General features: G+C 50.1%; 21 protein-coding genes. 5 read left to right on the top strand and 16 right to left on the bottom strand.

Annotated features, from left to right (window positions below; genetic code table 11):
- Positions 1–2: 2 nt before the first annotated feature.
- Both ACYVJM_RS17155 and ACYVJM_RS17150 read right to left on the bottom strand, forming a co-directional pair.
- Positions 3–587: a YcxB family protein gene (locus ACYVJM_RS17155; protein ID WP_461149451.1), complete on the bottom strand. Its 585-nt coding sequence runs from the start codon at positions 585–587 to the stop codon at positions 3–5.
- Between the two features lie 108 nt (positions 588–695).
- Complete coding sequence (locus ACYVJM_RS17150) at positions 696–1088, bottom strand: DUF4783 domain-containing protein (RefSeq protein ID WP_461149450.1); 393 nt, start codon at positions 1086–1088, stop codon at positions 696–698.
- A gap of 154 nt (positions 1089–1242) precedes the next feature.
- Here ACYVJM_RS17150 and ACYVJM_RS17145 point away from each other — a divergent pair, with 154 nt between their 5' ends.
- A complete protein-coding gene (locus ACYVJM_RS17145) occupies positions 1243–1755 on the top strand; it encodes a phosphoribosyltransferase family protein (protein ID WP_461149449.1) in 513 nt (170 codons plus the stop codon).
- A gap of 49 nt (positions 1756–1804) precedes the next feature.
- On the opposite strand, the gene ACYVJM_RS17140 is transcribed toward ACYVJM_RS17145, so the two are convergent.
- The 5 genes from ACYVJM_RS17140 to ACYVJM_RS17120 form a co-directional block, all read right to left on the bottom strand.
- Positions 1805–1981, bottom strand: a complete 177-nt coding sequence (locus ACYVJM_RS17140; protein ID WP_012930624.1) for a hypothetical protein — start codon at positions 1979–1981, stop codon at positions 1805–1807.
- Positions 1982–2073: 92 nt separating this feature from the next.
- Entirely contained in the window at positions 2074–5100 is a 3027-nt protein-coding gene (locus ACYVJM_RS17135) for a DEAD/DEAH box helicase (RefSeq protein ID WP_461149448.1), read from the bottom strand.
- A gap of 438 nt (positions 5101–5538) precedes the next feature.
- Positions 5539–6528 (bottom strand): glycoside hydrolase family 16 protein, encoded by a 990-nt coding sequence (locus tag ACYVJM_RS17130; protein ID WP_461149447.1) that lies wholly within the window; start codon positions 6526–6528, stop codon positions 5539–5541.
- 495 nt (positions 6529–7023) lie between these two features.
- The gene (locus tag ACYVJM_RS17125) at positions 7024–7236 is read right to left on the bottom strand and encodes a YgaP family membrane protein (RefSeq protein WP_461149446.1); all 213 of its coding nucleotides are present in this window, start codon (positions 7234–7236) and stop codon (positions 7024–7026) included.
- Between the two features lie 156 nt (positions 7237–7392).
- The gene (locus ACYVJM_RS17120; RefSeq protein WP_461149445.1) at positions 7393–8031 is read right to left on the bottom strand and encodes a Crp/Fnr family transcriptional regulator; all 639 of its coding nucleotides are present in this window, start codon (positions 8029–8031) and stop codon (positions 7393–7395) included.
- A 208-nt stretch (positions 8032–8239) separates the two neighbouring features.
- Between ACYVJM_RS17120 and ACYVJM_RS17115 the strand changes: the two genes are divergently transcribed.
- The 3 genes from ACYVJM_RS17115 to ACYVJM_RS17105 all read left to right on the top strand — a co-directional run bounded on the left by ACYVJM_RS17115 (position 8240) and on the right by ACYVJM_RS17105 (position 10747).
- Positions 8240–9901 carry a carboxylesterase/lipase family protein gene (locus ACYVJM_RS17115; protein WP_461149444.1) on the top strand — a complete coding sequence of 554 codons (1662 nt, stop codon included), beginning with the start codon at positions 8240–8242 and terminating at the stop codon, positions 9899–9901.
- A 124-nt stretch (positions 9902–10025) separates the two neighbouring features.
- On the top strand, positions 10026–10283 hold the full coding sequence (locus ACYVJM_RS17110; protein WP_461149443.1) for a hypothetical protein: 258 nt from the start codon (positions 10026–10028) through the stop codon (positions 10281–10283).
- 86 nt (positions 10284–10369) lie between these two features.
- Positions 10370–10747 (top strand): alpha-L-rhamnosidase C-terminal domain-containing protein, encoded by a 378-nt coding sequence (locus tag ACYVJM_RS17105; protein ID WP_461149442.1) that lies wholly within the window; start codon positions 10370–10372, stop codon positions 10745–10747.
- A gap of 131 nt (positions 10748–10878) precedes the next feature.
- Here ACYVJM_RS17105 and ACYVJM_RS17100 read toward each other — a convergent pair whose 3' ends face one another.
- The 9 genes from ACYVJM_RS17100 to ACYVJM_RS17060 all read right to left on the bottom strand — a co-directional run bounded on the left by ACYVJM_RS17100 (position 10879) and on the right by ACYVJM_RS17060 (position 23747).
- Positions 10879–12084: an alpha/beta hydrolase family protein gene (locus ACYVJM_RS17100; protein ID WP_461149441.1), complete on the bottom strand. Its 1206-nt coding sequence runs from the start codon at positions 12082–12084 to the stop codon at positions 10879–10881.
- 200 nt (positions 12085–12284) lie between these two features.
- Complete coding sequence (locus ACYVJM_RS17095; RefSeq protein WP_461149440.1) at positions 12285–13085, bottom strand: endonuclease/exonuclease/phosphatase family protein; 801 nt, start codon at positions 13083–13085, stop codon at positions 12285–12287.
- A 64-nt stretch (positions 13086–13149) separates the two neighbouring features.
- Entirely contained in the window at positions 13150–14373 is a 1224-nt protein-coding gene (locus tag ACYVJM_RS17090; RefSeq protein WP_461149439.1) for a metallophosphoesterase family protein, read from the bottom strand.
- A 79-nt stretch (positions 14374–14452) separates the two neighbouring features.
- Positions 14453–16183, bottom strand: a complete 1731-nt coding sequence (locus ACYVJM_RS17085; protein ID WP_461149438.1) for a RagB/SusD family nutrient uptake outer membrane protein — start codon at positions 16181–16183, stop codon at positions 14453–14455.
- Between the two features lie 24 nt (positions 16184–16207).
- Positions 16208–19774, bottom strand: coding sequence for a TonB-dependent receptor (locus ACYVJM_RS17080; protein ID WP_461149437.1), 3567 nt, complete (start codon positions 19772–19774; stop codon positions 16208–16210).
- 35 nt (positions 19775–19809) lie between these two features.
- The gene (locus ACYVJM_RS17075; RefSeq protein ID WP_461149436.1) at positions 19810–20847 is read right to left on the bottom strand and encodes a FecR family protein; all 1038 of its coding nucleotides are present in this window, start codon (positions 20845–20847) and stop codon (positions 19810–19812) included.
- Between the two features lie 69 nt (positions 20848–20916).
- Complete coding sequence (locus ACYVJM_RS17070; RefSeq protein ID WP_461149435.1) at positions 20917–21498, bottom strand: RNA polymerase sigma factor; 582 nt, start codon at positions 21496–21498, stop codon at positions 20917–20919.
- Positions 21499–21717: 219 nt separating this feature from the next.
- Positions 21718–22749 carry a fatty acid desaturase gene (locus ACYVJM_RS17065; protein WP_461149434.1) on the bottom strand — a complete coding sequence of 344 codons (1032 nt, stop codon included), beginning with the start codon at positions 22747–22749 and terminating at the stop codon, positions 21718–21720.
- Between the two features lie 305 nt (positions 22750–23054).
- Entirely contained in the window at positions 23055–23747 is a 693-nt protein-coding gene (locus tag ACYVJM_RS17060; RefSeq protein ID WP_461149433.1) for a porin family protein, read from the bottom strand.
- Between the two features lie 286 nt (positions 23748–24033).
- On the opposite strand from ACYVJM_RS17060, the gene ACYVJM_RS17055 reads away from it, so the two are divergent.
- Positions 24034–24837, top strand: a complete 804-nt coding sequence (locus ACYVJM_RS17055; RefSeq protein ID WP_461149432.1) for a lysophospholipid acyltransferase family protein — start codon at positions 24034–24036, stop codon at positions 24835–24837.
- Positions 24838–24895: the final 58 nt, after the last annotated feature.

Genomic DNA, 24895 nt, shown 5'->3' with positions numbered 1-24895 from the left:
CCTTATTTTACCGGTTCGGCGGGGACACTGCCTGGCAACAGCCCCTTGCGTTTCAGCAGAGCATCCATGAAGCGCAGGTCATTTTCGCTGGTAAAGATGTTATAGGGCAAATACAGGAATTGCGCTTTCGCGAGTCCTTTGGTTACGGTTTTGGCAATCCAACTGGCCTTTACATTCGACATGGCTTCGGCATTGTCCAGAAACAGGATGTAGGCATCCTTGTCTTTAAACACACCGTTGATCTGGCTCCATTTCAGAATACCGCCTTCTTTGACGTTGATGCGCATCAAAATCTGGCGGCTATCAATTTCATAAATGTATTTCTGAAATAAGGCCTTACTCTGTTCCATCTGGGCGATGCCCGTAATCTGAACGGCCCAGAACAGCACATACAGAATGGTGAGAAGCACAACAACGATGTAGATCCAGTAATTCGGATAGATGTTCGTCAGGCTCAGCACGACGTTCAGTAAAATGAGTGCCAGCGGCACAAATCCCCATTTCCAGTTGTCTTTTACCCATTGACGCAGGGCAATATTAATATACGTTTTTTGGTCTAACGCGTATTTTTTTGTCTTAACAATCATAGCACCTCTACATGAAAGTGCAAAGATAAGAGAAAGATGTATGATGTAGGATGTAAGACGTAGGATATAGCTGGCTGGCCGCGAAAGCAATACATCCTACATCCTCTTTCATGAATCTTTCTTCTCTTTCCGAAAGTGCAGGGCGTTAATGGCGTATTGATGGTTCGTCTGGCGTATCAGCACATATACAGAATAGACCTGTCCATCGGTTTCGTACGTGCCGGTGCTGTATCGCAGCCGATCGGACGAACCCCGGTATACGAACTGAAAACTATGCGGTGGGTATTTACGAAAAAAAGACCGTAAAATCAGTTCGGCATGGGTGGCCTGGAGAGCCTTAAAGTCGACCTTTTCGGTGTCAATCACCAATTCAATTGTTTTGGCGAAACGAGCTGATAACTGCCCGGCATCGCCACTTCGCAGGGAGGTGCCCACCGTTTGGGTGATGTCGGCTTCAACCAGTCGTAGGGCAGGGTATATACCCACCAATAAACTAAACATAAAACTAAATAATAGGCTCATAGCTGTCGAGAGCATAATTCTCTTTTCACCACAAAAGGCGAAAACTATGCCAACTAAATACCCCGCCCCTATATTTCACTGCTTAGCGCCTTTTCCCCATCTTTGCGGGGTCATTTTATTTTACGATTCGCTTATGAATACCGTGCAGCCAACGCTTATCCTGAACGCCGAACAAATCCAGCAAAAGATCAGGCGAATCGCCTTTCAGGTATACGAAAATAATTTTGAAGAGACCACGCTGCTAATGGCGGGTATTTCCGGAGAAGGCTACGTACTGGCGCAGGCATTGGCGCAGGAATTGCGGGCCATTGCTCCTTTTTCAGTAAGTCTGCTTCAGCTGAATTTCGATAAAACACAGGAAGCACAGCCAACGGTAACGGTTGATCCACCCGTAACCAGTTATACGGATGCTGTCGTTATTATTGTCGATGACGTTCTGTATACCGGCCGTACGCTGGCCTTCAGCTTACAGCCCTTCCTGAGCCAACCCGTCCGTAAATTACAGGTAGCGGTGCTGGTTGACCGTAATCACCCGCGTTTCCCGGTAGCCGCCGACTACAAAGGCTACGAACTCAGCACTACCCTGACCGAACACGTCGACGTTGTATTGACGGATAAAGAGCGGATGGGCGTCTACCTGACGTAGTGGAGTGGTGGAGTCTGTTTGCCTATGAACTACTCCACCACCCTACCAACTACACTCTTGTACTTCTCACCAGGCCGATACCGGCGAAGAAAAAGATGCCGCCGAGAATAACATAAACGAAGGACGCCTGAGAAACGCCCCCTTTGGTGAAGTCGATACCCCCGTAAATAAGACCTATTAAACCAGCCAGCGTCAGGATAATACCTAAGATACTTTTCGCATTCATACGTTGAGTTTTTTAGCGTGAACGGTTGATAACCGGGTTAATAACTACAATCAGCTAAAATCCTCCCTGAAAAAATTATTTCTTTTATCAGCTTACTCCAGAAGCACCATAATATCTTCTTTTGTAAGGGCTTTCATAAAATTTTCCTCCGTTGTTATGAGGCTGCCCGCCAGTTGTTGTTTGGCCCGCTGCAACGACAGAATTTTCTCCTCAACGGTGTTTTTGGCAATGAATTTGTACGTGAAGACCGTTTTCTGCTGACCAATTCGGTGGGCCCGGTCAACGGCCTGCGCTTCGATGGCGGGGTTCCACCAGGGGTCCAGAATAAACACATAGTCAGCAGCCGTCAGGTTGTGCCCCAGACCACCGGCCTTCAGAGAGATCAGGAATAATTTCACCGAATCGTCGGTTTGGAATAGCTCCACCTGGCTTTGACGGTCAACTGTCGATCCATCCAGATAAGCGTACTTGATATTTTTCTCTTTGAGGTACTGCCGTACTACCGTAAGGTGCTTAATAAATTGACTGAACACCAATACCTTATGGTTTTCTGTCATGGCACTTTCCAGCCGCATCAGCATATCGTCCAGCTTACCTGAGTCACCTTCGTACTCGGCATCGACCATACGGGGGTGATTGGCAATTTGCCGAAGCTTGGTCAGGCCCTGTAACACAATCATCTGCGATTTGGCAATACCCTCCTCTTCAATCCGCTCTAAGATCAGGTTTCGGTAGTACGACTTGGCTTCTTCATACTGAGCCGCCTGATCGGGGGTCATATCGGAGTAGAGTACACTTTCTACTTTGGGCGGCAGATCGGTGGCTACCTGCGCCTTGTTCCGCCGGAGCATGAATGGCTTGATGAGCCCGTAGAGTTTGCCGGTTCTGGCCTCATCGTGCCGCTTTTCAATGGGTATCTGAAACTCATTCCGGAAGAATGACTGACTACCCAGCAAGCCGGGATTGATGAACGACATCTGCGACCAAAGGTCCATCGTGCTGTTCTCGATCGGTGTACCCGTCAGAATGAGCCGGAATGCATTATTAAGCTGCATAACGGCTCTGGTGATGTGTGAAGATGGGTTTTTAATAGCCTGCGACTCATCGAGAATGACGTAGTTAAAGCGGTAATCGCTTAACAGATCAATATCGATCCGGACAATTCCGTACGAGGTTAGAATAAGGTCGTAGTCGTCGAACTGGGCTGTATTCTTCTCGCGGTAAGTCCCGGTATAGACCATCACGCGCAGGTCGGGGGTGAACTTTCGGGCTTCGAGTTCCCAGTTATACAACAGCGACGTGGGCATTACCAGCAGACTTGGCTCAGTTACACCCGCTTCTTTCTGGCCCTGCAGCATAGCCAGTGTCATGACGGTTTTACCAAGGCCCATGTCATCGGCCAGACACCCGCCAAATCGATACTGCCGCAGAAAATTCATCCAGTCGTAGCCCGCCTGCTGGTAAGGTCGGAGGTTACCCATAAAGCGAGTGGGCAACGGAAACGACTCAATCTCCTCAAAATCGCGTAGCCGTTCAAGCTTCCGGCTGATGATGGTCGTGGCCAGATTTTCGCGCTCCAGTTCCTGTACCAGTGCCAGGTGGTGCTTGTGCAGGACCAGGCGCTCGTCTTCATCAATCCCGTTTGGGTGCTCCAGAAAGCCGAACAGTTCGGAATATTTGGTAAACCAGGCTTCGGGAATTACGGCTATTTCGCCATTGGGCAGGGTAAACTCATGCTTCTTGTTCAGAATGAGCGTCCGCAATTTCAGGAATGGAATTTCAAACTCACCAAATCGAACATTGGCGTAAATATCGAACCAGTCGCGCCCCTCCTTAATGGATACGTTAATACTCGAATAGCCCAGAAAGTAGCGCTTGGTATCCTGTGCATCCTGGCGAAGTAAAAAACCGGCCTCCTTTAACTGGCTATTGTTATTGGCCAGCCAGCTAAACGCTTCGGATTTTGACAACGCCAGCCGACCATGCCGTAAATCCAGGCCCGACTCCCGCAAAAACGTAAGCTTCAAACGTTCCAGCCGCTGGTCCCGACGAATTTTATGGAAGACATACTCGTCGTTCTTCTTTTCCAGACTTACGTTGGCCGATGCGCCGAAATTATCGTACCGAAAGGTGAAATCGCCGTATTGAAACGACAAATCGAACATGATCCGCTGATTGCCGACATCTTCATTGTCAATAACGTCAACTCCATCCTGAAACAACGCCACCGGAACGGCCTTACTCGACTGCACCATTTCGGCCACGGTCAGGACGGGCACCGGCTCCATGGCTTCGGTTCGGATCTCGAATCCTTTCGCATATACATCGTACGAGGCAATCAGGGGCGTAACGAACCGCTCGTAATACTGCTGCTCAATATTGCGGGGAATGACAATATGATTTTTCGTGAAGAAGGGCCGCAGCTTTTTACCATCAACGTTCTTACTGAAGTGGTAAAGCCGGTTATTGACCAGCAGATAAGCCGGTTCATCACAAATCATGAGCGCATCTTTGTACTGAAACTCAACCCGCTCCGTATCCACCGAACCACCATCTTTACCATCTTTCGGGCCGCCCTCTCGTGGGCCGCCCTCTCGTGGGCCTACCGGATAGCGGATAATGGGGAAATAATGGGTAGAGTCGGCGTTCCGGACAAAGTGAAAATGCACCCGTGCCGGTTCGGGCATCCAAATGATGGACTCCCAAGCGGGGTTGCCATCATTGCCCATAATGTAAAAAGGCTTGCCGGGAAGCAGCGCCATAATTTTAGCCTTGATGGTTTCCAGGTAACTGCCGATGGCCTCCTGAATCAGCTTATCCCCTTTCTGCGAGTCGTATATTTTCAGAAAAAAATCAACGGCGGGCAACTTTCGGGTGTTGAACTTTTTGACGATGGTATCCTGCTGAATACTATCAATGAGTTTAACCAGTTCGAAATCCCGCTCGTCCAATCCTTTGGCAAATTCCCCAACATTTTGGGTCGACAAGGTCTGGTTTTGTAGCGTCAGTTCGCCTTTGCTATTACGTTGCACAACAAATGCCTCAATGAGGTAGCCCAGAAACTCGTGATCCAGCAGCGAATACACGATTTGAAACGGTTGCAACGGCGAGACTTTCATGGTTCAATAGCATTCAACCCAGCCTTTAGAAGGCCAGACCGAACGTCAGGAAGAGGGTGAACAATAGCGGTTAAAAACTAGCGTGGATGGCGCGCCGACATCTGCAAAAGAAAACCAGCAAACCTACTCATAATGAGCAGTTTAACTGATATTTACAGTTGTCAAAGATTTCAAATATACGAATCAAAACAAAATGTACAAGTAAGAAATTGACAAAATCAGTGAATGGTAAAAAAGCCGCGCAAAAGTGATAGAAATTGGGGAAATGGAGCTGAATAGCACCCTGAAGTGGCTACTGAAAGGGAAGGATGCCAGCGAGAGTTTTGTGGCTGTAGTTTTTGAGTAGTACGGGGCGTACTACGTCAGCAGGAGCTTGGCAAAGTAAGCCAGTCGCTGTAGATAACCGTTTATAATTTTCGGCTTTACCGGGTGTACTGCCTATTCTTTTGCGTACACTTTTACCCAATCGACCTGCATGATGCCTTCGTTGTCATTGAGCGGTATCTGGTCGGCGGTAGGCAGGGCATTTTCGCGTAAGAAGAAGTCGCCACCAACTGCCAGATTAAGCGTAATGCGCTGTGGTTTTTCAAACAATTTTTCCACTTCATCATCCTGCTTGGTGTCAATTACCTGCCCATCCAGCAAGAACGTCAGAGAATCTTTCTGCCAAATCATTTCATACACATGCCAGCGGTCCGTCAAGTTGGAGGTGCTGGTTATCGTTCTTCCCTCCTGAGGGATGAGTGCCCGGTAAAGTACATTATCGTAGAAGTAGGCATTCTGAAAAACGTACGGATTTTGACCACGGGCCTGTACAATGGCAATGCCCCCATTGGTCGGCCAGTTGTCTCCGTAAGACCAGAAAGACGATCCCATGCCGTAGCCGGCAGGCAATTTGATACGGGCCGCTACCCGCAACTGACTACGGGTACGGTTGGGCGTAAAAAGAGCGTTCGATTCTATTCGGGCTGAGGTAAAATCAAACTCCTTCCTGGTCTCATCGATATCCTGCCGGTACTTATAACCCTTTACTTTCTTCTTCTTAACCTTGATTAGCAGTAATTTATTAGCGGAGTCTTCGGGATCTTCGCTAATCAGTATGTTTTCCGGCTTGTCGGTGTAGAGTTGTAGTTCATTGTTAAAGCTTCCCCCTATCCAAGGCCTCCAGTTGGCATTCTCCGGGTCGACCGGACTCTGATCGAAGTTATCGTCAAAATCCTTGTGCCAGCCATTGGTTGCCAGTAACGAATCGGCTGATCTGGCGTAGTCATAACTACAAAGGTTCGATTCGTCAGTTTGACAGACAATGACCGACGGAGCAGGGACAAATGGATAGATAACGGTCTGTCTGCAGCCCGGTGCAATTGCAGTAAAGAGGCCCAGCAGAAACAGGAGTGTCAGAATACGAGAAAACAGGACACGTTTCATAACATATAATGATACGTTTTAACAGCTAGAGTTTATCTACCTATTTACAGGAAAACTATAGCATGAAACTGTCCTAGCAATTTATGGGCCAGATTTTGGAAATACGGCTTAAACGCATTCTACAAATAACCTGTTCACTAATACAATGATGTATTACAGTGTCTATCAATAGCTAATTTATTCTTTTAGTATACCATAATAGCGTAACATTAAGAGACCTTAAACACAATAATTTCCATATTTTGTAGATAGATTCCAGATTTGAGAATCAAAAAGCTCGCCACAATTAACCCTTACAGTTATTTTCAACCCATTATGACCAGACAAAGAACTGTTCATTCATTTCGATGAACAGTAAAACAAATAAGTAAAGTACTCTGGCACTAATTGTACAGATACAGCCGTGTTTTTGGCATACACAATTAGTCAGCGGCAGTCGGCGAGTTTCCCTGAGGGCCGCAAAGTTGAGTTGCATCAGGTATTCCTGAATGCCGCCTATGCCCTTTTCTTCGACGGGTTCGTACTGAAACCAAAAGGTAAATAAACCGGACAGGTGCCCAACAGACTGCTAATAATGAATATGACAGCCAGTACCACACTGACAATGCCCCAAACGCAGGAAGTGATACCCAAGGCGTATAAAGCAATCAGGACAATTGCCACACTAACCCGTACGGTTCGATCGAGGTAACCCATGTTCTTTTTCATGTAGTGTTTTTCTGACGAAGAACTGACTTTTTACAGATCAGTTCTGTGACAAAAGTCACATAAGCTCGCGCTCCTGAAAAAGTAGGTAATTAACTGTTATACAGCCCGTTTGCCGATGATACAAGTACCCAGCACTGCCACGAACCCAACCAGTAATTAAGCCAGCATGGTTATTTTATTTCGCATGAGCCGAATCTGGCCATTTTTTTCCAGCTGCTTTAGTAATCGGGAAATCACCTCGCGTGAAGTAGCCAGCTCCCGGGCAATTTCTTCGTGTGTAATGTTCAAAACGGTACACTGACAGCTGGCTATTTTTTTCTGAAGGTAGGCCAGCAGGCGCTCATCGAGTTTATGAAAAATCACTTCATCGATGGTCATCAACAAGTCGTCGAACCGTTTTTGATATGTTTGGAATACAAACTGCTTCCAGGTGGAATACCGGCATAACCACTCATCCACTTTCTCAACCGGAATGGCGATCAGTTCGGTTTCCTCTTCAACGACAGCCGTAATTTCGCTCCGCTTACTGCCCAGACAACAGGTTAGCGACATGGCACAGGCGTCCATACCCCCAAGGTAATACAGTAATGCCTCCCGACCTTCCTGATCGGGACGCATGATTTTAACCGCCCCCCGAATGATGAATGGAACAAAACGGATGTACTCACCGGGCCGAATCAGGTAAGATCCGACTGTAACCCGCCTGAATTGACCCACCTCGACCAGTTCTTGAAGCAACAGATACTCGAACCGCCCATGCAGGGTTTCCTGTAAATACTCGGTTGTTAATTTCATAGTTCATCTGGCCGTTAAACAAAAAAATTGTCCTGAAAAACAGCATCCTAGCCACAAGTTACGACGCGGCAATTGGTGGACAAGCTCATGGTTGAAGCAGGTATATTGATCAGCTTTGATTATCAGAATATAAGAAAATTCAATTAGATTAATTAAATATATTTTTGTCTTTTTGCAATAATACATAAAGAACTAACTACTTTCCCCGATGGACAAGCTACACCGACGCGATTTTTTAGGCCGCTTGACGCTCGCTACAGCTGCGGCCTCTTTACCCGGGTATGCGTTTTCATTCCATGGCAAAGCCGATGCGTTTGTTGAGGCAGAAACTACGTATGGACGGATAAAAGGTGTACGCAAAGAAGGAGTCAATCTCTTTAAAGGCATTCCATATGGGGGCCGTATTTCCGGCGACCGACGCTTCCGGCGACCCGCCCCGCTCGAACCCTGGACCGGCGTTCGGGATGCCCTTCAATTTGGTGCACCAGCCATCCAGTCACCTCGCCGAAATGAGCCTGCTCCAGCGGAAGATTGCCTGTTTTTAAATGTCTGGACCCCCGCCAATGACAATAAGAAGCGGCCGGTCATGTTCTACAGTCATGGTGGCGGATTTGTGATTGGTTCAGGGGCCTCGGCGAGCCAGGATGGCTCAAACCTGGCCCTGAACTTCGACGTTGTAGTTGTTGAAACCAACCATCGGCTGGGACTGCTGGGCTTCTTGTACCTGGATGAGCTTGGTGGTGCCGATTACGCCGGATCGGGCAATATGGGCATGCTGGATATTGCCGCCGGACTCAAATGGGTACACGACAACATTGCGCAGTTCGGGGGCGACCCGAACAATGTCATGATCTGGGGCGAATCGGGTGGCGGGGCCAAAACGTCCTGCCTGTACGCCATGCCCGAAGCGGCTCCCTACTTCAACAAGGCCTCTATCGAAAGCGGGCCGGGCGTTCGGATGACACCCAAAGAAGTAGCCGCCGAAACAACGGCCATGCTGTTGAAAGAACTGAACATTGCTCCCAAAGACTGGCGAAAATTGCTGGATGTACCGGCTTCGGATCTGCTCGCGATGCAGGCAAAACTGCCGTTTGTTCCACCCTTCATTGAGAAAAACAAAAACCAGGGCATGATGCGCCGAAACTACGGGGGCTTTGGCCCGGTGGTTGATGGTGTTGTGCTGCCGCATCACCCCTTCGACCCCGCGGCCCCGGCTCTATCACGCAATAAACCGCTGCTGGTTGGCTGGAATGAGGACGAATACACCTTCTTCGCCTGGGAACGCAAGGATACCGAGTTTACCAAACTGGATTTTGACAGTCTGGCGCAAAAGCTGGAACCCCAGTATGGCGGAGACACCGCCAAAATTATTGACACCTACCGGAAAGCCAACCCCAACGCCACCGCACCGGATATTTTCGTCGCTATTTCATCCATTACTATGATGGGCTTAGGCTCGGTAGACATTGCGGAGAAAAAGGTGAAACAAGGCGGGGCACCGGTCTATCTGTACAATTTCGGGTACAAGTCCGAGAAGAAGATCCCGGGTAGCGACTATGCAATGGGTACACCCCACGCGATGGACATTTCATTCAAGTTCAATAATGAAATTCCGCCCCGGGACGGTTCTGCGCCCAAAGAAAGCTTTTTTGGGGGTAACCGGCCCGAGCGTTTTACAGCTTCCCACCACTTTGCCGAATTATGGACCACCTTCGCCCGGACCGGCAAACCGGCCGCCAAAGACGTTCCCACATGGCCAGCCTATAACCTTAGAACCCGACCTACCATGCGGATCGACACCACCTGTGCGGTAATAGATAACCGTTTTGGTCAGGAACTGGCTGTGTGGCGATCTGTCGGGAAGTTATAATACAAGACTGAAAATCATTCGGTTATAGCTGAATGGGTATGCATAACGAGTACATCCATCGTGGCGCATCAGGCATTTGTTCGTGATGCGCCACTCTTTTTCCTGAACCCACTAATCCATTTCGATGAGAACCGTATTCCAAGCCATCTTTACGCTGCTTATCGCCGTTGGCAACGTGCTGCTTCGTTCGGTGCTGGCCCGGCAAATTCGGGAAGAACTGATGCAGAAACCCTGGAAAGCCCAGTGGATCACGGGGCCGGGCCGACCCATCAACCGGTTTACGGCTGATTCGAACCTTACCCTGCAAGACTATAGCGTCATTAAATTCAGGAAAACCATTGAGCTAGCCAGCAAACCAGCTTCGTTCGTGGTTCATGTGTAGGGCGATAACCGGTATAAACTCTTTGTGAACGGAAAACAAATCGGTTAGGCACCCGCTCGGGGCGACCTTTACTTCTCGACGACTATATGAAGTGGCTCGGAAAATGGCAGGAAAATGTAACTATAGGGCTTTCGACCTACGCCGAAACATCGGATGTGAACACTCCGCGCTCGGATTGCCACGCGTGGGGAACCAGCTCAATTATAGAGTTCTTCCGGACGATTCTCGGTATTGAAAGCGCGGCTCCCGGTTTTGCCAGCGTGAAGATTGCATCCCATCTGAGTTCCCGCAATACGATCAGCGGTGAGATTCCACACCCCAATGGAAAAGTGGCCGTCAGTTACACCTTACAGAAAGGTGCGCTACGGGCTGACGTAACCCTTCCGCCCCAAACCACCGGCAGCTTTGTCTGGAAAGGAAAGATCCATGTATTCAAAACGGGGAAAAATACGCTGACGTTGTAAAACAGGACGGTATCTTTTGCCTTTCAACGTAAAAAATGGCGGTATGGAACTGACTTGATGCCAACCTCCATACAGCCATTTTTTGCGATGAATCAAGTAACTAATTTCCAGGCAACCCGGCACCTGGGTGTTTACTGCACCGATGTAAACAGTGTATAGGTTCCCGCCAGCCAATCCGGAATCGTTTGAACGTGTGTTTTACCGGCACTGGTAAAGAGTTGAACTGTTTTTCCTGCTCCACGCGCCTGCATGGCATCGTAAGCGTTCTTGGAGTTCAGGTAATACACCTGCGGATCGGCATCCCCATGGTACAGTTGCAGGGTTGTCATGGGCTTCCAGTCGTAGATGTTGTTGTCGGCAACGGCGTTAAGGAAGGCCGTATCCGTTCCGTTCAAAATACCCGCCTTGAACGAATCGGTCAGTACCTGATCGAAGCTTACATCCAGAGTGGCCAGTTGACGGTTTTTCTGGATATCTGTCAAATAAGGCTCTTTAAAGTAGAAAGACAGAGGCCGGTTCAGTTTGTAGATCTGATCGTAGCTTAGCAGCACCCACAAAAATGCCCGGTTCCACTGCGCTACCCCCGCCGACTTCTGCGTCAGCAGCGCTTTCATGAAACTGGTTTTATCGTAAGCCCCTGCGCCACATGAAACCGCCCGCAGGTTAAATTCCGTGGGCACCTCATCCTGCATCTTTTTGTACAACGCCATCGTTGCATACCCCCCTTCCGAATAACCCGCCATGTAAAGACGAGAATCCCATTTAACGTCAGAACGGCTGCTTATGTATTCCCGGGCGGCTCGCAGCATGTCCAGACTGGCCTGTGCCAGACTCGCCCGGTTCTCGTAGGTGTGCGGCAGATTCTTGGATGCCCCGAAACCAATGTAATCCGGACAGACCATGATGTAGCCGATAGACGCAAAAATCGTAGCGAACTGATAAGCCTCGCTCTCCGGGCCGAAATTGGAAGGTGCGTCGGCATCATCGAAGATGGTACCGTGCTGCTGACTGATCATGGGAACGGCAGTGGTTGTGTTGGGGACAATCAGCAGACCCGATGCCTGAATGGCCGAACCATCCCAGTTTTTAGTCTTGTAAACGAGTTTAATCACCGAGATACCCTGCTTTAGCAAAAGTGCATACAGAGGGCTAATGGCTGACGCCTGAGCCGTTAGCTGATCCTTGGAAACGGTGGCTACGATAGTACTGCTAACCAGATACTGGTCCGCAGCGGGTTGCGGATCGGTGGTGGTTGACGTACAGCCGCCAAGGCACAGGACAACAAAAAATACTATTCCGAACGATCGGCTTGCTTTGAGGAAGTTTAATAGATTCATGGGGTTGGTATGCGTTAAAACGTCGGCTGTGCTGAATAAATCATACAGACCACAAAGTAAGGGCATACAACCCGCCAATATTGGTATATCTATCTATTGGTGGCCGGGCAATTCCAACAGAAAAAAACGCTGTGTGCTCATCTTTTCTCCCGGCTTGTCAGCTCACTGTCGCTACCCATCTTACGACCTGTGCATCGCAATTACTTAAGCATCAGCTCAACAACTACGGGCAAATGATCGGATGCGTACTGTTCGTCAATAACGCTGGTCGACACACTCTTCAGGGAGCCGTCCTGTTTGTATAGGACAAAATCAATAGCACGGCTAGGGTTTTTAACCGGAATGGTGGGTGCACAGGATTGACAGCTGCGCACGAACGTCTGGTCAAAGAGCTGGATAACCTTACTGTCGGCCTGAGCATTGAAATCGCCCCCCAAAATAACGGGCAGAGCAGTTCCGCCGAAGTGCTTTATCAGTAACTCCGCCTGTGTAAGCCGGTTGGGTTCTTTCAAATCCAGATGCGTACTGGCAAAAATGATTCGTTTTCCTTTTGTCGGCTCTACCGTTACGGCCGCTACTGTTCGGGTTTCGCCCCCAATAGCCGGATCGACGGGCAGGATAAACCGGGTAGAGTCGAGGATGGGGAACCGGGACAAAACGGCAACGCCATAATCGCCCCCCTGGTGGTCGATGGCCTTGGAAAAGAAAAAGTTCATCCCCGTTAACCGGGCCAGTTCCTTCGCCTGATTCAACCCCTTCCCCGACCGTTCGGTATTCACATCGACTTCCTGCAAAGCAACAAAATCAGGTTTTTGGGCCGTAATAACGCGTGCAATGGCCTCCACATCAATCTTACTTCCGGCAGAAGGTGGATTGCAGTGGTGGATATTGTAGGTCATTACCTTGAGACTTTTTGCTTTCTTCGCTCCTTCCGGCTGGCCTTCGTAGGCATGGGAAGTGAAAGAAAGAAGAACGAGCAGCAGACTGTTAATTAGTTTCATAAATGATTGATTAGGGGTATAGTTTGTAGTGCTGTCAGTTTCTTAAAACTGACCACACAACCACTCACGTACGATTCTTTCTGGAGATAGTGTACTTCCCTACCACTTCGCCATCATCCCGAATCATTTTCAGATTCAGTTCTTTGTTGGTGGCGTGCAGCTTTATCAATGTCCGGTTTCCTTCCAGCGGCCCTCCTCCAATCACGATCGGGTAATTATGATCGGTATTGGCATCGTGGGTGCCGTACCGGTGTGTGTGGCCCGAAATCTGAATATCGATTTTTGCTTTATTCAGCAACGGGCCAAAAACCTGACGGCAATGCATGGTGCCGTGCCAATCGCCGGAGTGATAAGGCGAAATATGAATGAGCACTACCCGAAAAGGGGCTTTTTTGAAGTCCTTACTCGCTATCTCCTTTTCCAGCCACCTGGCCTGCGTTTCCCGATATCGGTCGAAAGCCGATAGTCCGCCGTATTCGACGCTGTCGTCGGTCTTGTCTTCGCCCGAATCCAGAATGACAAAACGCACCGGGCCACGCGTGAACGCATAGTAGTACTTATCGTCGGGGTAGGCGTAATAGGCGGGAATATGACGGGAGAAACTACCCCGGCATTCGTGGTTACCCTGCGTCAGGATGAACGGCATCTCCGATGCGAAAATATCGACCGCAGGTTTGATCAGGTGCTCGACCATCTGACTTTCTTCGGTCACCCAGTCGAAGCAGTCACCGTTAAAAACGACAAAATCGTAATCTCGTTTATTACCGGTATAGCCGTGCCGGTACAGCAGTTGAGGGATGATCTGTGGACGGTCGTGGATGTCGTTGAAGATAACGGTCTTAAACTCTTCCTCATTTTCGGCCGGGGTTTTAAAGCCGTACATGGGGCTGGTGATGGTTTCGCCAAATTCCACCTTCGATCCTTTGTAACCCAGTATTTCGGTAGATACGATCCGGTACTTATGATCGCTCCCCGGTGCCAGCCCCGACAGGGTTATTTTATTGATCCGGTTATTGGCTTCGATCAGCCCGTTGTTGTAGCCGAACTCCCGTTTGCTGGTGTAAGTCCCGGCCCCGTACTCGACCCAACTAAAACAGTTTTTATAGGTAATCCACATAATGGTTACGCCCTGGGTGCCCATGTTTTGCAGATACGGCCCGGCCACAAAATGATTCTTTTCCTCTGCCGAAACGGAAGACGCGGCAGCCAGTGCCGGAGCCGCGGGCAGCAAACCCAGCGCCCCGACCTGCGCCATTTTTTCAAGAAACGATCGTCTGTCAGAAAGCATATTGGTGTATAAGGTTAAGCGTTTAGGATGTCTGCGTGGTGTCGGGTTCTCAAACCCGACAATAAGGCGGTGGCTACCCCTACTCCCAATTTGGGTTCTGCGTCAGCTTAGTATTCAGCAGCCGCTCCTGCGTTGGAATGGGGTACAGGTAGTCACGATTCTCGTTGAATTTTTTGTTGATGTGCCCGTTCACTACAATATTGCCGCCTTTATTGCCATTCTCCAGTAGAATTTCACTGCCCAGCTTGAGGAGTTGCGCCCCCGGTACGGATGGTTTGGAGCCTTCGTAAATAACCAGGTCGACTTTGCCGTTCTTATCCAGATCATAACTGCCCGGACCCGGAAAATACATCCCCTTGAAGGTCTTTGTCAGAAGTTGCCCCTCTTTCCAGCGGATGATGTCGTCCCAGCGGAAGAAGTTTTCCATGACCAACTCCACGCGCCGTTCTCGCCGTATTTCCAGAATGACACCCGTATTGGCTCCCTTTAACTGTGTGTATTGCTGCGCCTGATACGGATCGGGGCTGGCATTGGCAGCAGCCATGTTGATGTTTGGCATACCAACGCGGTCGCGGGTGAGTTTGGTGGATAGATCCAGATCGGCCTGGGTCAACGTACCCCGTTCGGCCTTGGCTTCGGCAAAATTGAGGAGCACCTCGGCATACCGGAAAATGGGCATATCGGTAATGTCTTTGGTAAACGTATCCCATTTGGGTGCCGAAACGAACTTGATCAGTTGGTAACCGGTAACCGTAGCGCCAAACTCCGGCACCAGTGGCGTCGTTTCGCCGATACGGGTGTAGCCCGGCGTGCGAATCGTCTGCGCCAGACGAGGGTCCCGGTTTTGTACCTCCTCCGCAAACTGCATGGTTTCGTAGCCTTTGATATCGGTGAAGCGCGTGCCATCGGCCATCAGGTAGCTGTTGACCAGCTTCTTTTCCAGGCCGGGCTTTCCGTACGAAGCCGTCATGGTGTAATAGTTTAGGTTGTGGTACACCTGTAGTTCATCGCTGAAATCGCGGGCCAGAATCACCTCGTCAGGAATCGCATTATCCGACGAAAACAACTTGCCATAGGCCGTGGCGGGCGTGGCTTTGTAAATCGTGTACCCGCTGTTCTTCATCAGTTCTTCCGAGGCCGCAATGCTTTCGTCCAGAAATTTATCGGCATTGGGCAAGCCAAATTCGGTATGGTATTTACGAAATGTCCCCTCGTACAGCCCCATTCTGGATTTTAGCGCCAGGGCCGTCCATTTCGTAACGGTCGTCACCTGCCGCGACGCGTCCAGATTGGCAATGGCATAATTGATATCGGCCATTACCGAATCCATGACCATGGCCCGGGGGTCGCGCGGTTTGGTCAGCATCTCCTGATTCATCACCTCAATGGGTTTCGAATACCAGGGAACATCACCGAAACGTTTTACCATGCCAAAGTAAAAATAGGCGCGGAAAAAGCGAGCCAGGCCGTTGTATTTGGCTACGGCTTTGGCATCCGGACATTTCCCCGAATTAGCCAGGAAATAGTTGATATTGCGCAGCGTGCCCCAGCTCCAGCCACCCCCGCTGGTAGGCACGATCCGCGTACCCTGCAACTCATCACGCAGGCTGTTTTTAACTACATTGTCGACGTCTTCATTATACACGTCCTCGGCCGATGGCAGGGCGTTATAGAATGAATTAGTATACAGCAGCAGGTCGTTTTCGGTATTAAAAAAGGTTTCGGGCGAAATGGCGTCCTGAGGCAGCATGTTCAGGTCGCAGGCCGACAAGCCAAGGGCTATTGCCAGGATACTTAAGATTTTTTTCATCGGAGTACGAAGAGTTGGATTGACCTAGAACGTGAGATTCAGACCGGCAGAAATTGTCTTGGACAACGGGTAGGTTCTGCCGTTTGTCGCATCGCCATCGAGTTGCTCCGGGTCAATATATTTGGAACGCAGGGGCGTATAAGTGAGCAGATTTTCACCACTTACATAAATCCGGGCGCGGGCTATGCTGATCTTTTTGCTGAGACTTTCGGGCAATGTGTAGCCAATCACCACATTTTTCAGGCGGAGGTAGCCAATGTTCTGAATGTATCGATCATTGGCAGCGTTCAGATCACCACCACCGTTTAGCGCGGTATAGCCTCTCAAGACCGGAAAATACGCATCGGTATTCGTCGGGGTCCAGACGTCAGCTTCGAAGTTTTCGGGGATAAAGGAGTAATACGGCCGCGAATATGGCCCCCAGAATTTATCGGCGTTGTTGCCCGGATACCAGTTTTTCCGGAGAATACCCTGCGCCAGCACCGACATGTCGAAGCCGTTCCAGCTGGCACCAAGATTAACACCGTAGCGGTAGCGTGCCCGGTCGTTGCCAATTATTTTCAAGTCGCCGTGATTCGCCAGTGTGTTGGCTCCCTGATCGATCTTGCCGTTCCCATCAGTATCAATGAATTTCAGATCACCGGCCTGCAGTTTGCTCCAGTCGCCGGGAGCGCTCAGGCGCTGCTTATTGACAAGTGTTTGATCGACGGTGTACCCCTGCGCTTCTTCGTTGGTTTTGAAATAACCGTCGATGGAATAGCCCCAGATATCACCAATGGTCTGCCCTTCGTAGCGGCTCGACAGGATCTTGTTCGGGTTGTCGTATTTAGTGATGATCGATTTGGAATCGGACAGCACAAACGACGCATTGTAGACAAATGGTTTACCCGCCACCTTAACCTGATCGCGCCAGCCGATAGACAGTTCGAAGCCCTTCGTCTGCAAATCGCCGGCGTTTTGAGTCGGCACCGTAGCTCCGTAAACTGCCGGAAGCACTTGCCCCGGCACCAGCATACCCGTTGTGTTCCGGATGTAAACATCAGCGGATAAATTCAGTCGATTTTTCAGCAAACCCGCATCCAGACCCAGGTTGGAGGTGGTCGCTTTTTCCCAGGTAAGGTCCGGCGAAATAGGGTTCGGGCTGTTCACGTACGACAACTTCTGTCCGTTGGTTATCCAGCTCGACTGCGCCGTTGGCATGATGGAGATGTACGGGTAAAAACTGGCCGAACTGGTGTTGGACGGCAACTGATTGCCCAGCGTACCGTACGAAGCCCTGATCTTGAAATTATCGACAATGCCCTTCAGCGGATCGAAAAAACGCTCTTCGCTCAGCCGCCAGCCTGCCGAAACCGACGGAAAGAAACCGTACCGCCGACCTTCGCCAAAGCGTGAGGTTCCGTCATACCGGCCATTCACCTCCAGCAGGTATTTACCGGCATAGTCGTAGTTCAGTCGATAAAACGCCCCGAACAGCGAGTACTGATACGAATCACCGGCCGACAGTTGTTCGCCCGTGCCCAGGTTGAGGTCGTTAAGACTTTCGGAGAGCAAATTCTTGCGAGCTCCGAACAGCCGCTGGTGCTTTTTGGATTCGTAGTTGATCCCCGCCGTAGCTGCCACGTAGTGTTTCCCGAACGTATGGTTGTAGGACGAATACACGTTGGTCACGTTCATTGGATCGAACCAGAACGTTTTTCGGTACTGATCCGTGTTGTAGTTGGGCACCGTAGTCAGAATACCCGGCTGGATGGAGTATTGCGCCACCGCCGACCGGTACCAGTCGTCGGCGATGTAAAACGAGTAGGAGTAGTTGGCGACCAGATTCCAGGTTTTGGTAAAGTCGATGGTTACCGAGTTGATCGCCGTTAGCTCGTGCACGCGTTTTTCGCCCCCGGCAACGCCTTTCAGCAGGTTTGCGTACAGCCCGTCGCCAATGGAATAGTTATTTTTCAGGGTATTATAGGTAGCCGTTCCATCGGGGTTCGTTGGCGCGTAAGCGGGCAAGGCATGCACCGTGATCCCCACAAAGTTGGCGTTGGCGCCCCCTTCCAGGCCCGGATACTTATACTTCGAGTCGAAATACTGGATATTGCTGCCGACTTTGAGCCAGGGCGTTAGCTGCGCGTTGATCTTGCTGCGGAGGGTGTAGGATGTGAACTTATCGGTATTGATCTTCATGATCCCGTCCTTCTCGAAAATCGACCCCGACAGAAAATAATTGACTTTATCGGTTCCGCCCGACAAATTGATGTTGTGTTGTTTGGATGGTTCGGTCGTGTTGAAGAGCGTATTCCACCAGTCGTAATTCCCGTAGTAGTTGTATATATCTTTTCCGTTTACGTTTTTAATGACCGTCCAGGGGCGCGATGGGTCTTCAACTTTGTCGTACCGCCGGGCTTCCAGCTCCTTATAATCTTCCTCCGAATAACGGGTGTAGCTGTTGCCGGTAGCCCGCGTAAAAGCCTCGTCATTCATCCGCACATATTCGTAGCCATTGGTCAAAAATTTGGTACTGACCGTCGGGGCCGACCAGCCGAAATTGTTGCTGTACGATATGGTTGTCTTACCATTCTTGGCCGTTTTGGTCGTCACCAGAATAACCCCGAACGCACCCCGCGCGCCGTAGATCGCCGAGGCAGCCGCATCTTTAAGCACCGATACCGACTCCACATCAGCGGGATTGATGCGGTTGATGTCGCCGGGAATACCATCGATCAGCACCAGCGGCCCGCCCCCATTGATCGACGTTTCGCCACGCACGTTCAGGTTGCCGCCCTGCCCCGGCTGGCCGGTGCTGAAGGTAATGTTCAGGTTGGGCACCATCCCCTGAAGAATCTGCGACATGTTGTTCAACGGCCGGTTTTCGAGTTCCTTGGCCAGCACCTGCGATACGGCTCCCGTCAGGTTCACTTTCTTCTGGGTACCGTAACCGACTACCACCACCTCGCTCAGGGCGTTCTGCGTTTCTTTGAGGGTTACGTTGAGCGTCGACTGACCGCCATTGACCGGTACTTCCAGCGTTTCGTACCCGATGAAGGAGAAAGATAGAACCAGGTTGCCCCCGGCATCGGGAATATTCAGCGAAAAGCTTCCATCAGCATTGGTTGAGGTGCCGCGGGTGGTACCTTTCACGACAATGCTCACACCGGGCAGCGGCTGGTTACTGGCGTTATCCCGCACCACACCCGACAGGATGCGCCGGGGCTGGTCGAACGTTACGACCCGGCTGATCTGAAAAGCCGGGACCAACAGCAGGCTGCTTTGTCCATCCACTTTTTTCAGAATGATCTGACCGTTGATGACCTCCCAGGCTATGTTCTGGGGCGTAAACAACCGCTGGAGTACACTCGCCAGACGTTCGTTGCGGGCACTGATCGAAATCCGCTTTTCAGCACCAATCACACGCGGGCTATACACGAAACGCACATCAACAGCCTTTTCCAGATGCTGCAATACCGTTCGTACCGTCTCGCCTTCTACCGTTATGGAAACGGGGCGATTCATCAGTTCCTGTGCTGATAAGGGCACAGCCTGGACTAGACTACCACTCAGCAGAACGCTGAGTAATAGCGAAAGAAAACGTTTCATAAAGTATAAGTAGTTGTTTGTAAGCTGGTTTGGTTTTAAGGGCAGCCACGACCGCTGATCTGGATATGCGTACCGTTGGTTTGATAGGTAGCCCCAATGGACAGACAAATCATGTTCAATTGGTCAGGTAATGACTGGTTGGCCAGATTAGCCGTGAGTGTACAGTTTACGAGTGCGTCAGTGTCGAACGAGATGGTTACGCCATATACGTCGTCCAACTCCCTGAACACGCGGGCCACAGGCGTGTTGTCGAACACAAAGTGAGTTTTGATGGCTTGAGGCCGAACAACCACCGGATGATCGGCCAGTGATTTGACAATCCGGCTATCCGCCCGGAAGAAAGTGGCTTTCTCGTTGGGAATCAGTACCATGTCAGACGCCTTTTCCGGCTGATCCGCCTGCCGATAAACCGCCACCCGGCCCGTCCGAACGACTACCTCGGCGGTGGGCTTTCCGGCATGGGCCACAATGGTAAAACTGGTGCCCAGTACTTTGGTAACCAGCCCATTGGCATAGACCAGAAATGGGCGCTTCGGATTTTTGGTAACGTCAAAAAAGCCTTCGCCCACCAGCCGGACTTCGCGCCGATTTTCGGCAAACTGTTCGGGATAGTATAGTTGGGTGCCCGGCTGGAGGGTAATCGTACTGCCATCCGGCAACGCTACCCGAAGCGGCTTACCCGACTTATTCGTTCTATCGATCAGCTTCGACTTACCCGTTTGAGCCACTAGCTGTCCGGCACCCGTTTCCGGTGAACGGTTCATCAGAAAATACCAGCCTAGCCCAATGCCCAGTGCGAGCACAGCAGCAGCAGCCAGCCGGTAAAACAAGGCTGGCATCCGTTGGTGGGTTGGCGCTTGCCTGATCTGGGCTGCCATGTGTTGCCAGTGCTGCTCGACGAATGCTCGCTTACCGGCTTCGGGCAAAGCGGGTTCGGCGTCTCCATCCAGCGCATCGTACCAGGCTTCGACCTGCGCCCGCTCCTCGTCGGTCGCATCGCCGTTCCGGTATTTGGTTAATAGGGCTTGTAGCGCTTTGGGGTCCATATCATCTGGCAACGGTACCGTCTTCAATTGTGCCGCATTCAAAGTACCAGACGAACAACTCGAAAAATACCCTAAGACCCGTATGTTATGAATATATTAAGCGGTCAATAACGTGGTCAGCACCACAGCCGTGGCGTAATCGTGCAGGTTGGCACGGAGGAAGGCAACCGAACGGGACAGGTGGTACTCAATAGCTTTTTCTGAAAGACCAAGCCGCGCAGAGATTTCGCGGGTGGTTAGTTGCTCGAATCGGTTGAGGACGAACACCTCGCGGGTTTTGTCGGGCAGTTGCTCCAATGCCTGATGAAGCGATTCGGTCAGTTGGCTGAACTGCACCGAGTGAAGCGTATTGAGGGTATCGGTTGGCGGGGTATAAACGAAGTGACTGGCATACTTTTCCCCCTGCAACTGAGCGCGCACGTGATCGACAATAAGGTGCTTAAGGGAAGTGGTCAGGTACGCTCCTACATTATTGATGAGTAGTGTTCTACGTTTTTGCCATAGCCGCAGAAACAGCTCCTGCGCCATGTCGGAAGCCATTGCTTCGTCGCGAAGTTTGCGCTTTGCCAGCGCAAAAAGATCGTACCAGTAGCGTTCGTATAATGTGCGAAATGCCTCCTCGCTATCTTCACGAAGCAGGGCCACTAATTGGGTATCGGTTAGCTCTTGCTCAGACATAGCCACAAAGTTGACATAGACAGTTCACTCGGCAACCAAACATAAATTAAGTTTCTGTGAATTCTGGAAAGAACACTTAGTCTAAGGAACATACGTAGTTATTTCTACTCTTTCAGTAGTCTAACTCGCACGCCATCGAACAACAAAAACCCCCATCACTTGCGTAATGGGGGTTTTCTTACTAATCGTATTGTCTTTCCTGCCAATTACTCCTGGCCGTTAAGCAGCCGTTTCAACGGATACTGCCTGTTGTTGCACCAATTCCAGATCGGGTCTCGACTGATCCGAAACCGGAACACGACCCCGCTCTTTGCGAACAATGCGCGAGTAAAGCGAAATCTCCTGATCGAACAGAAAGAGGAAGAACAGTTTTATGAAGGACGTATGGTACTTCAGCGATTCGTAATATTCGGGTGCCGACTTCTTGATTTCCGGCAGCTTGTTCCAGGGAATGGACGGAAAATCGTGGTGCTCGTTATGAAAACCAACGTTCAGGTTCGGGCCGTTCAGCGGGCCATAGTAGCTGTATGTTTCCTGCTGTGGATCGAGCGTCAAAAAGTGCTCCTGCGCCCAGCGGGCACCCAGCGGATGCAGACCCACCGAGAAGAACAGACAAAGCACCATAAACGCCAGCGCTTTCCAGCCAAAAAACGTTACAATCAGTACATCGAACGTAATCTGAACGATAAAATTGGCAATGACCCACTTATCGAAAACGGCCAATTCTTTCATGCGCAGGGTGCGAATACCCTGGAAAATAGGATAGAACAACAACCAGATGGCCTTACCGATTGAGTAATTTTTAATCAGCTTGGCTTCGTACCAGTCCGGCAAATCGGCGTCCAGTTCGTGAACACCCTGAAAAGCATGGTGCTTGATGTGGAAGTTCTTGAAGGTTAATGCCGTGGGGAAAACCGTTGGCAGGTTCGCGAAGATAGCCGCCCATGCGTTGGCCGACGGTTTGCGGAAAATCAGATTGTGAGCCGCTTCGTGGATACATACGAAGAGTGTATGCGCGGGAAAAGCGCCAATAAACCAGGCAGCTGCCACGATCACCCACCACGATTGATCCCGAACCAGGTATGCCATACCGGTCATCAGGATTACACATCCCAGCGCTACCCAAATTGTAGTCGGGTTCTTTTGCCCAATCAACTTTTTAATTTCAGGGTGCGATTTCAGAATTTGCCGGGTCCGAATACGGTGTGGTTCGGGAGCAGTTGAATGAACAAAATCAGATACCATTGCCATAAGTTAAGTGTCGCAAGTACAACGGGGACGCCCGTGCGGTTTGGTAATTAACGAGAAGTAAAATTAATACAATTCAACCGTGAAATTTCACTCAAGCAACCAAAATTCCCTGATTTTAACTACATTCTCATCCTAAACAAGAAAGGCGAAGTCGAGAGACTCCGCCTTTACTAACTCAGGTTGATTCAATAAAAAAATGAGTGAATGATGGGAATGGTAGAGTAGTGAAGTGGTGGAGTGATGAGTAAGTTAATTGAGTGCAGTGATAGTGGGCATTAACTTACCTCACTCATTCCACCAATCAACTAATAACCAATCGGGAATGAGTAACCCAGCGATACGGCTACGCCACGATTTCGAACGTTGACATTAACAACCGGTACCTGCACTTGGCGGGTGAACCCATGTGTATAGCGACCCTCGACAAAGAACTTACCGGCACCGGCATCCACGGCCAGCCCTAAGCCGCCCACGGCGCTAACATCCCAGGGGGTTAGCATACCGCCGTAATTAACATCTATATCAAATGGCTTTGTCGTGAACAGAGCAGATCCACGGGTACGGATACGGCCGTCGAAGGCGTAACTTACGGCCGGACCAGCGATAAAGTAAGGCTGAACAGGACCATCGGTCAGGTTAAATTTAAACAATAGGGGCACTTCAATCTGTTGTGACTGATAAGCGATCGAGGCCCCGATTGGCAGCGAGAAGCCGCCCAGATTAATATCAAAGCCTTCTTTTATAGCAACACCCTTACGTATGTACGACACCTCCGGGCGGAACGATACGCGATCACTGAGCGGAATATCAAGGAAAAGAGCACCGGTTGGTCCGATGGATGAATAGAAGTCTGGAGTTAAACTACCCAGGTATTCGGGTTTCGACGCAAAGCCGAAGTTAGCACCGCCCCGGATGCCGACCTGAACTTGAGCAAAGGTGCTTTGGGCCGCAAATAAGCCGAACAAAGCAATGACACCGGCAAGCACAATTCGTTTCATGGTTGTAAAGGGAAAATAGATGAGAAAAAATAGAAACCTGAACCTGGTTGTGTAAACTGTCGGCAATAGGCGAATTGGTTATTGTTGCGAATTTGATGGTTAGAGGAGGTAGCCAGCGAAAGGATTAATTCGGCTAAAAAAAAAGTTTTTCTTCCTTCCCGATAGCTGCTGAAGCCCCAGGTCATTCAGTCATGTTTCACATGTAAATCAGGGACTTGCACTTTTTCTTTAAAACATTGTAGCATACTTGTAACTTTACCAGCTAGTTGCGATTCCTACCCAGAAAATGAAGTACATAAAGCCAACTAAATTCAGTTACCTGCCCAAGTTCCTGATGCCGCTGGATATACTTGGCCTATTCGAGTGCGACCCCTTTGGTAACTCATTGCTGTTCAGACGAATAATAATTGGATTGGTTGGTTGGCTAACCTACGCACGCTACACGGTTGTGAACCGGATTCAGATTGAAGGGACAGAAAATCTGGAGAATTTACCAATCAACAACGTTCTGTTTTTATCCAATCACCAAACGTATTTTGCCGATGTTATTGCGTTTTTTCACATCTTCTGTGCGGTGAAGTGGGGCTTTCAAAACACCCTTTTACCCCCTGTCTACCTGTTCGGGCCCAGGGCGAGGCAGTACTACGTGGCGGCTTCAGAAACGATGAAAAAAGGCATTGTACCCCGCGTTTTTGCAGCGGGTGGCGCTTTGACCATCGAACGTTCGTGGCGGGCCGAGGGGCGCGAGGTGCAACGGGCAGTGGATAATTCGGCCAATGAGAAGATTGCCAAAGCACTGGCCCACGGCTGGGTTGTCAGCTTTCCGCAGGGCACAACGACACCCTATGCGCCGGTACGGAAGGGCACAGGGCACCTCATCAAGAATAATGAGCCCATTGTGGTGCCGGTCGTTATCAATGGATTTCGGCGAGCCTTCGATAAGAAAGGATTACGCTTCAAAAAACGAAACACACTCCTTACGGTTCAGTTTAAAGAACCGATGCAGTTCGGGCCCGACGAAACCGTTGACGAGATCGTCGCCAAAGTCCGTCATGCCATCGAGCAGGATGCCCCGGAATGGGTTCAGTAACATTTACAGGGTATAAACAAGAAACTAAACGCCATAGCTTCAAGCTATGGCGTTTAGT

It is taken from the genome of Spirosoma pulveris (genome assembly GCF_054781875.1).
The sequence above is the reverse complement of the archived record's forward strand: the minus strand, read 5'-3'. Positions and strand labels throughout refer to the sequence as shown.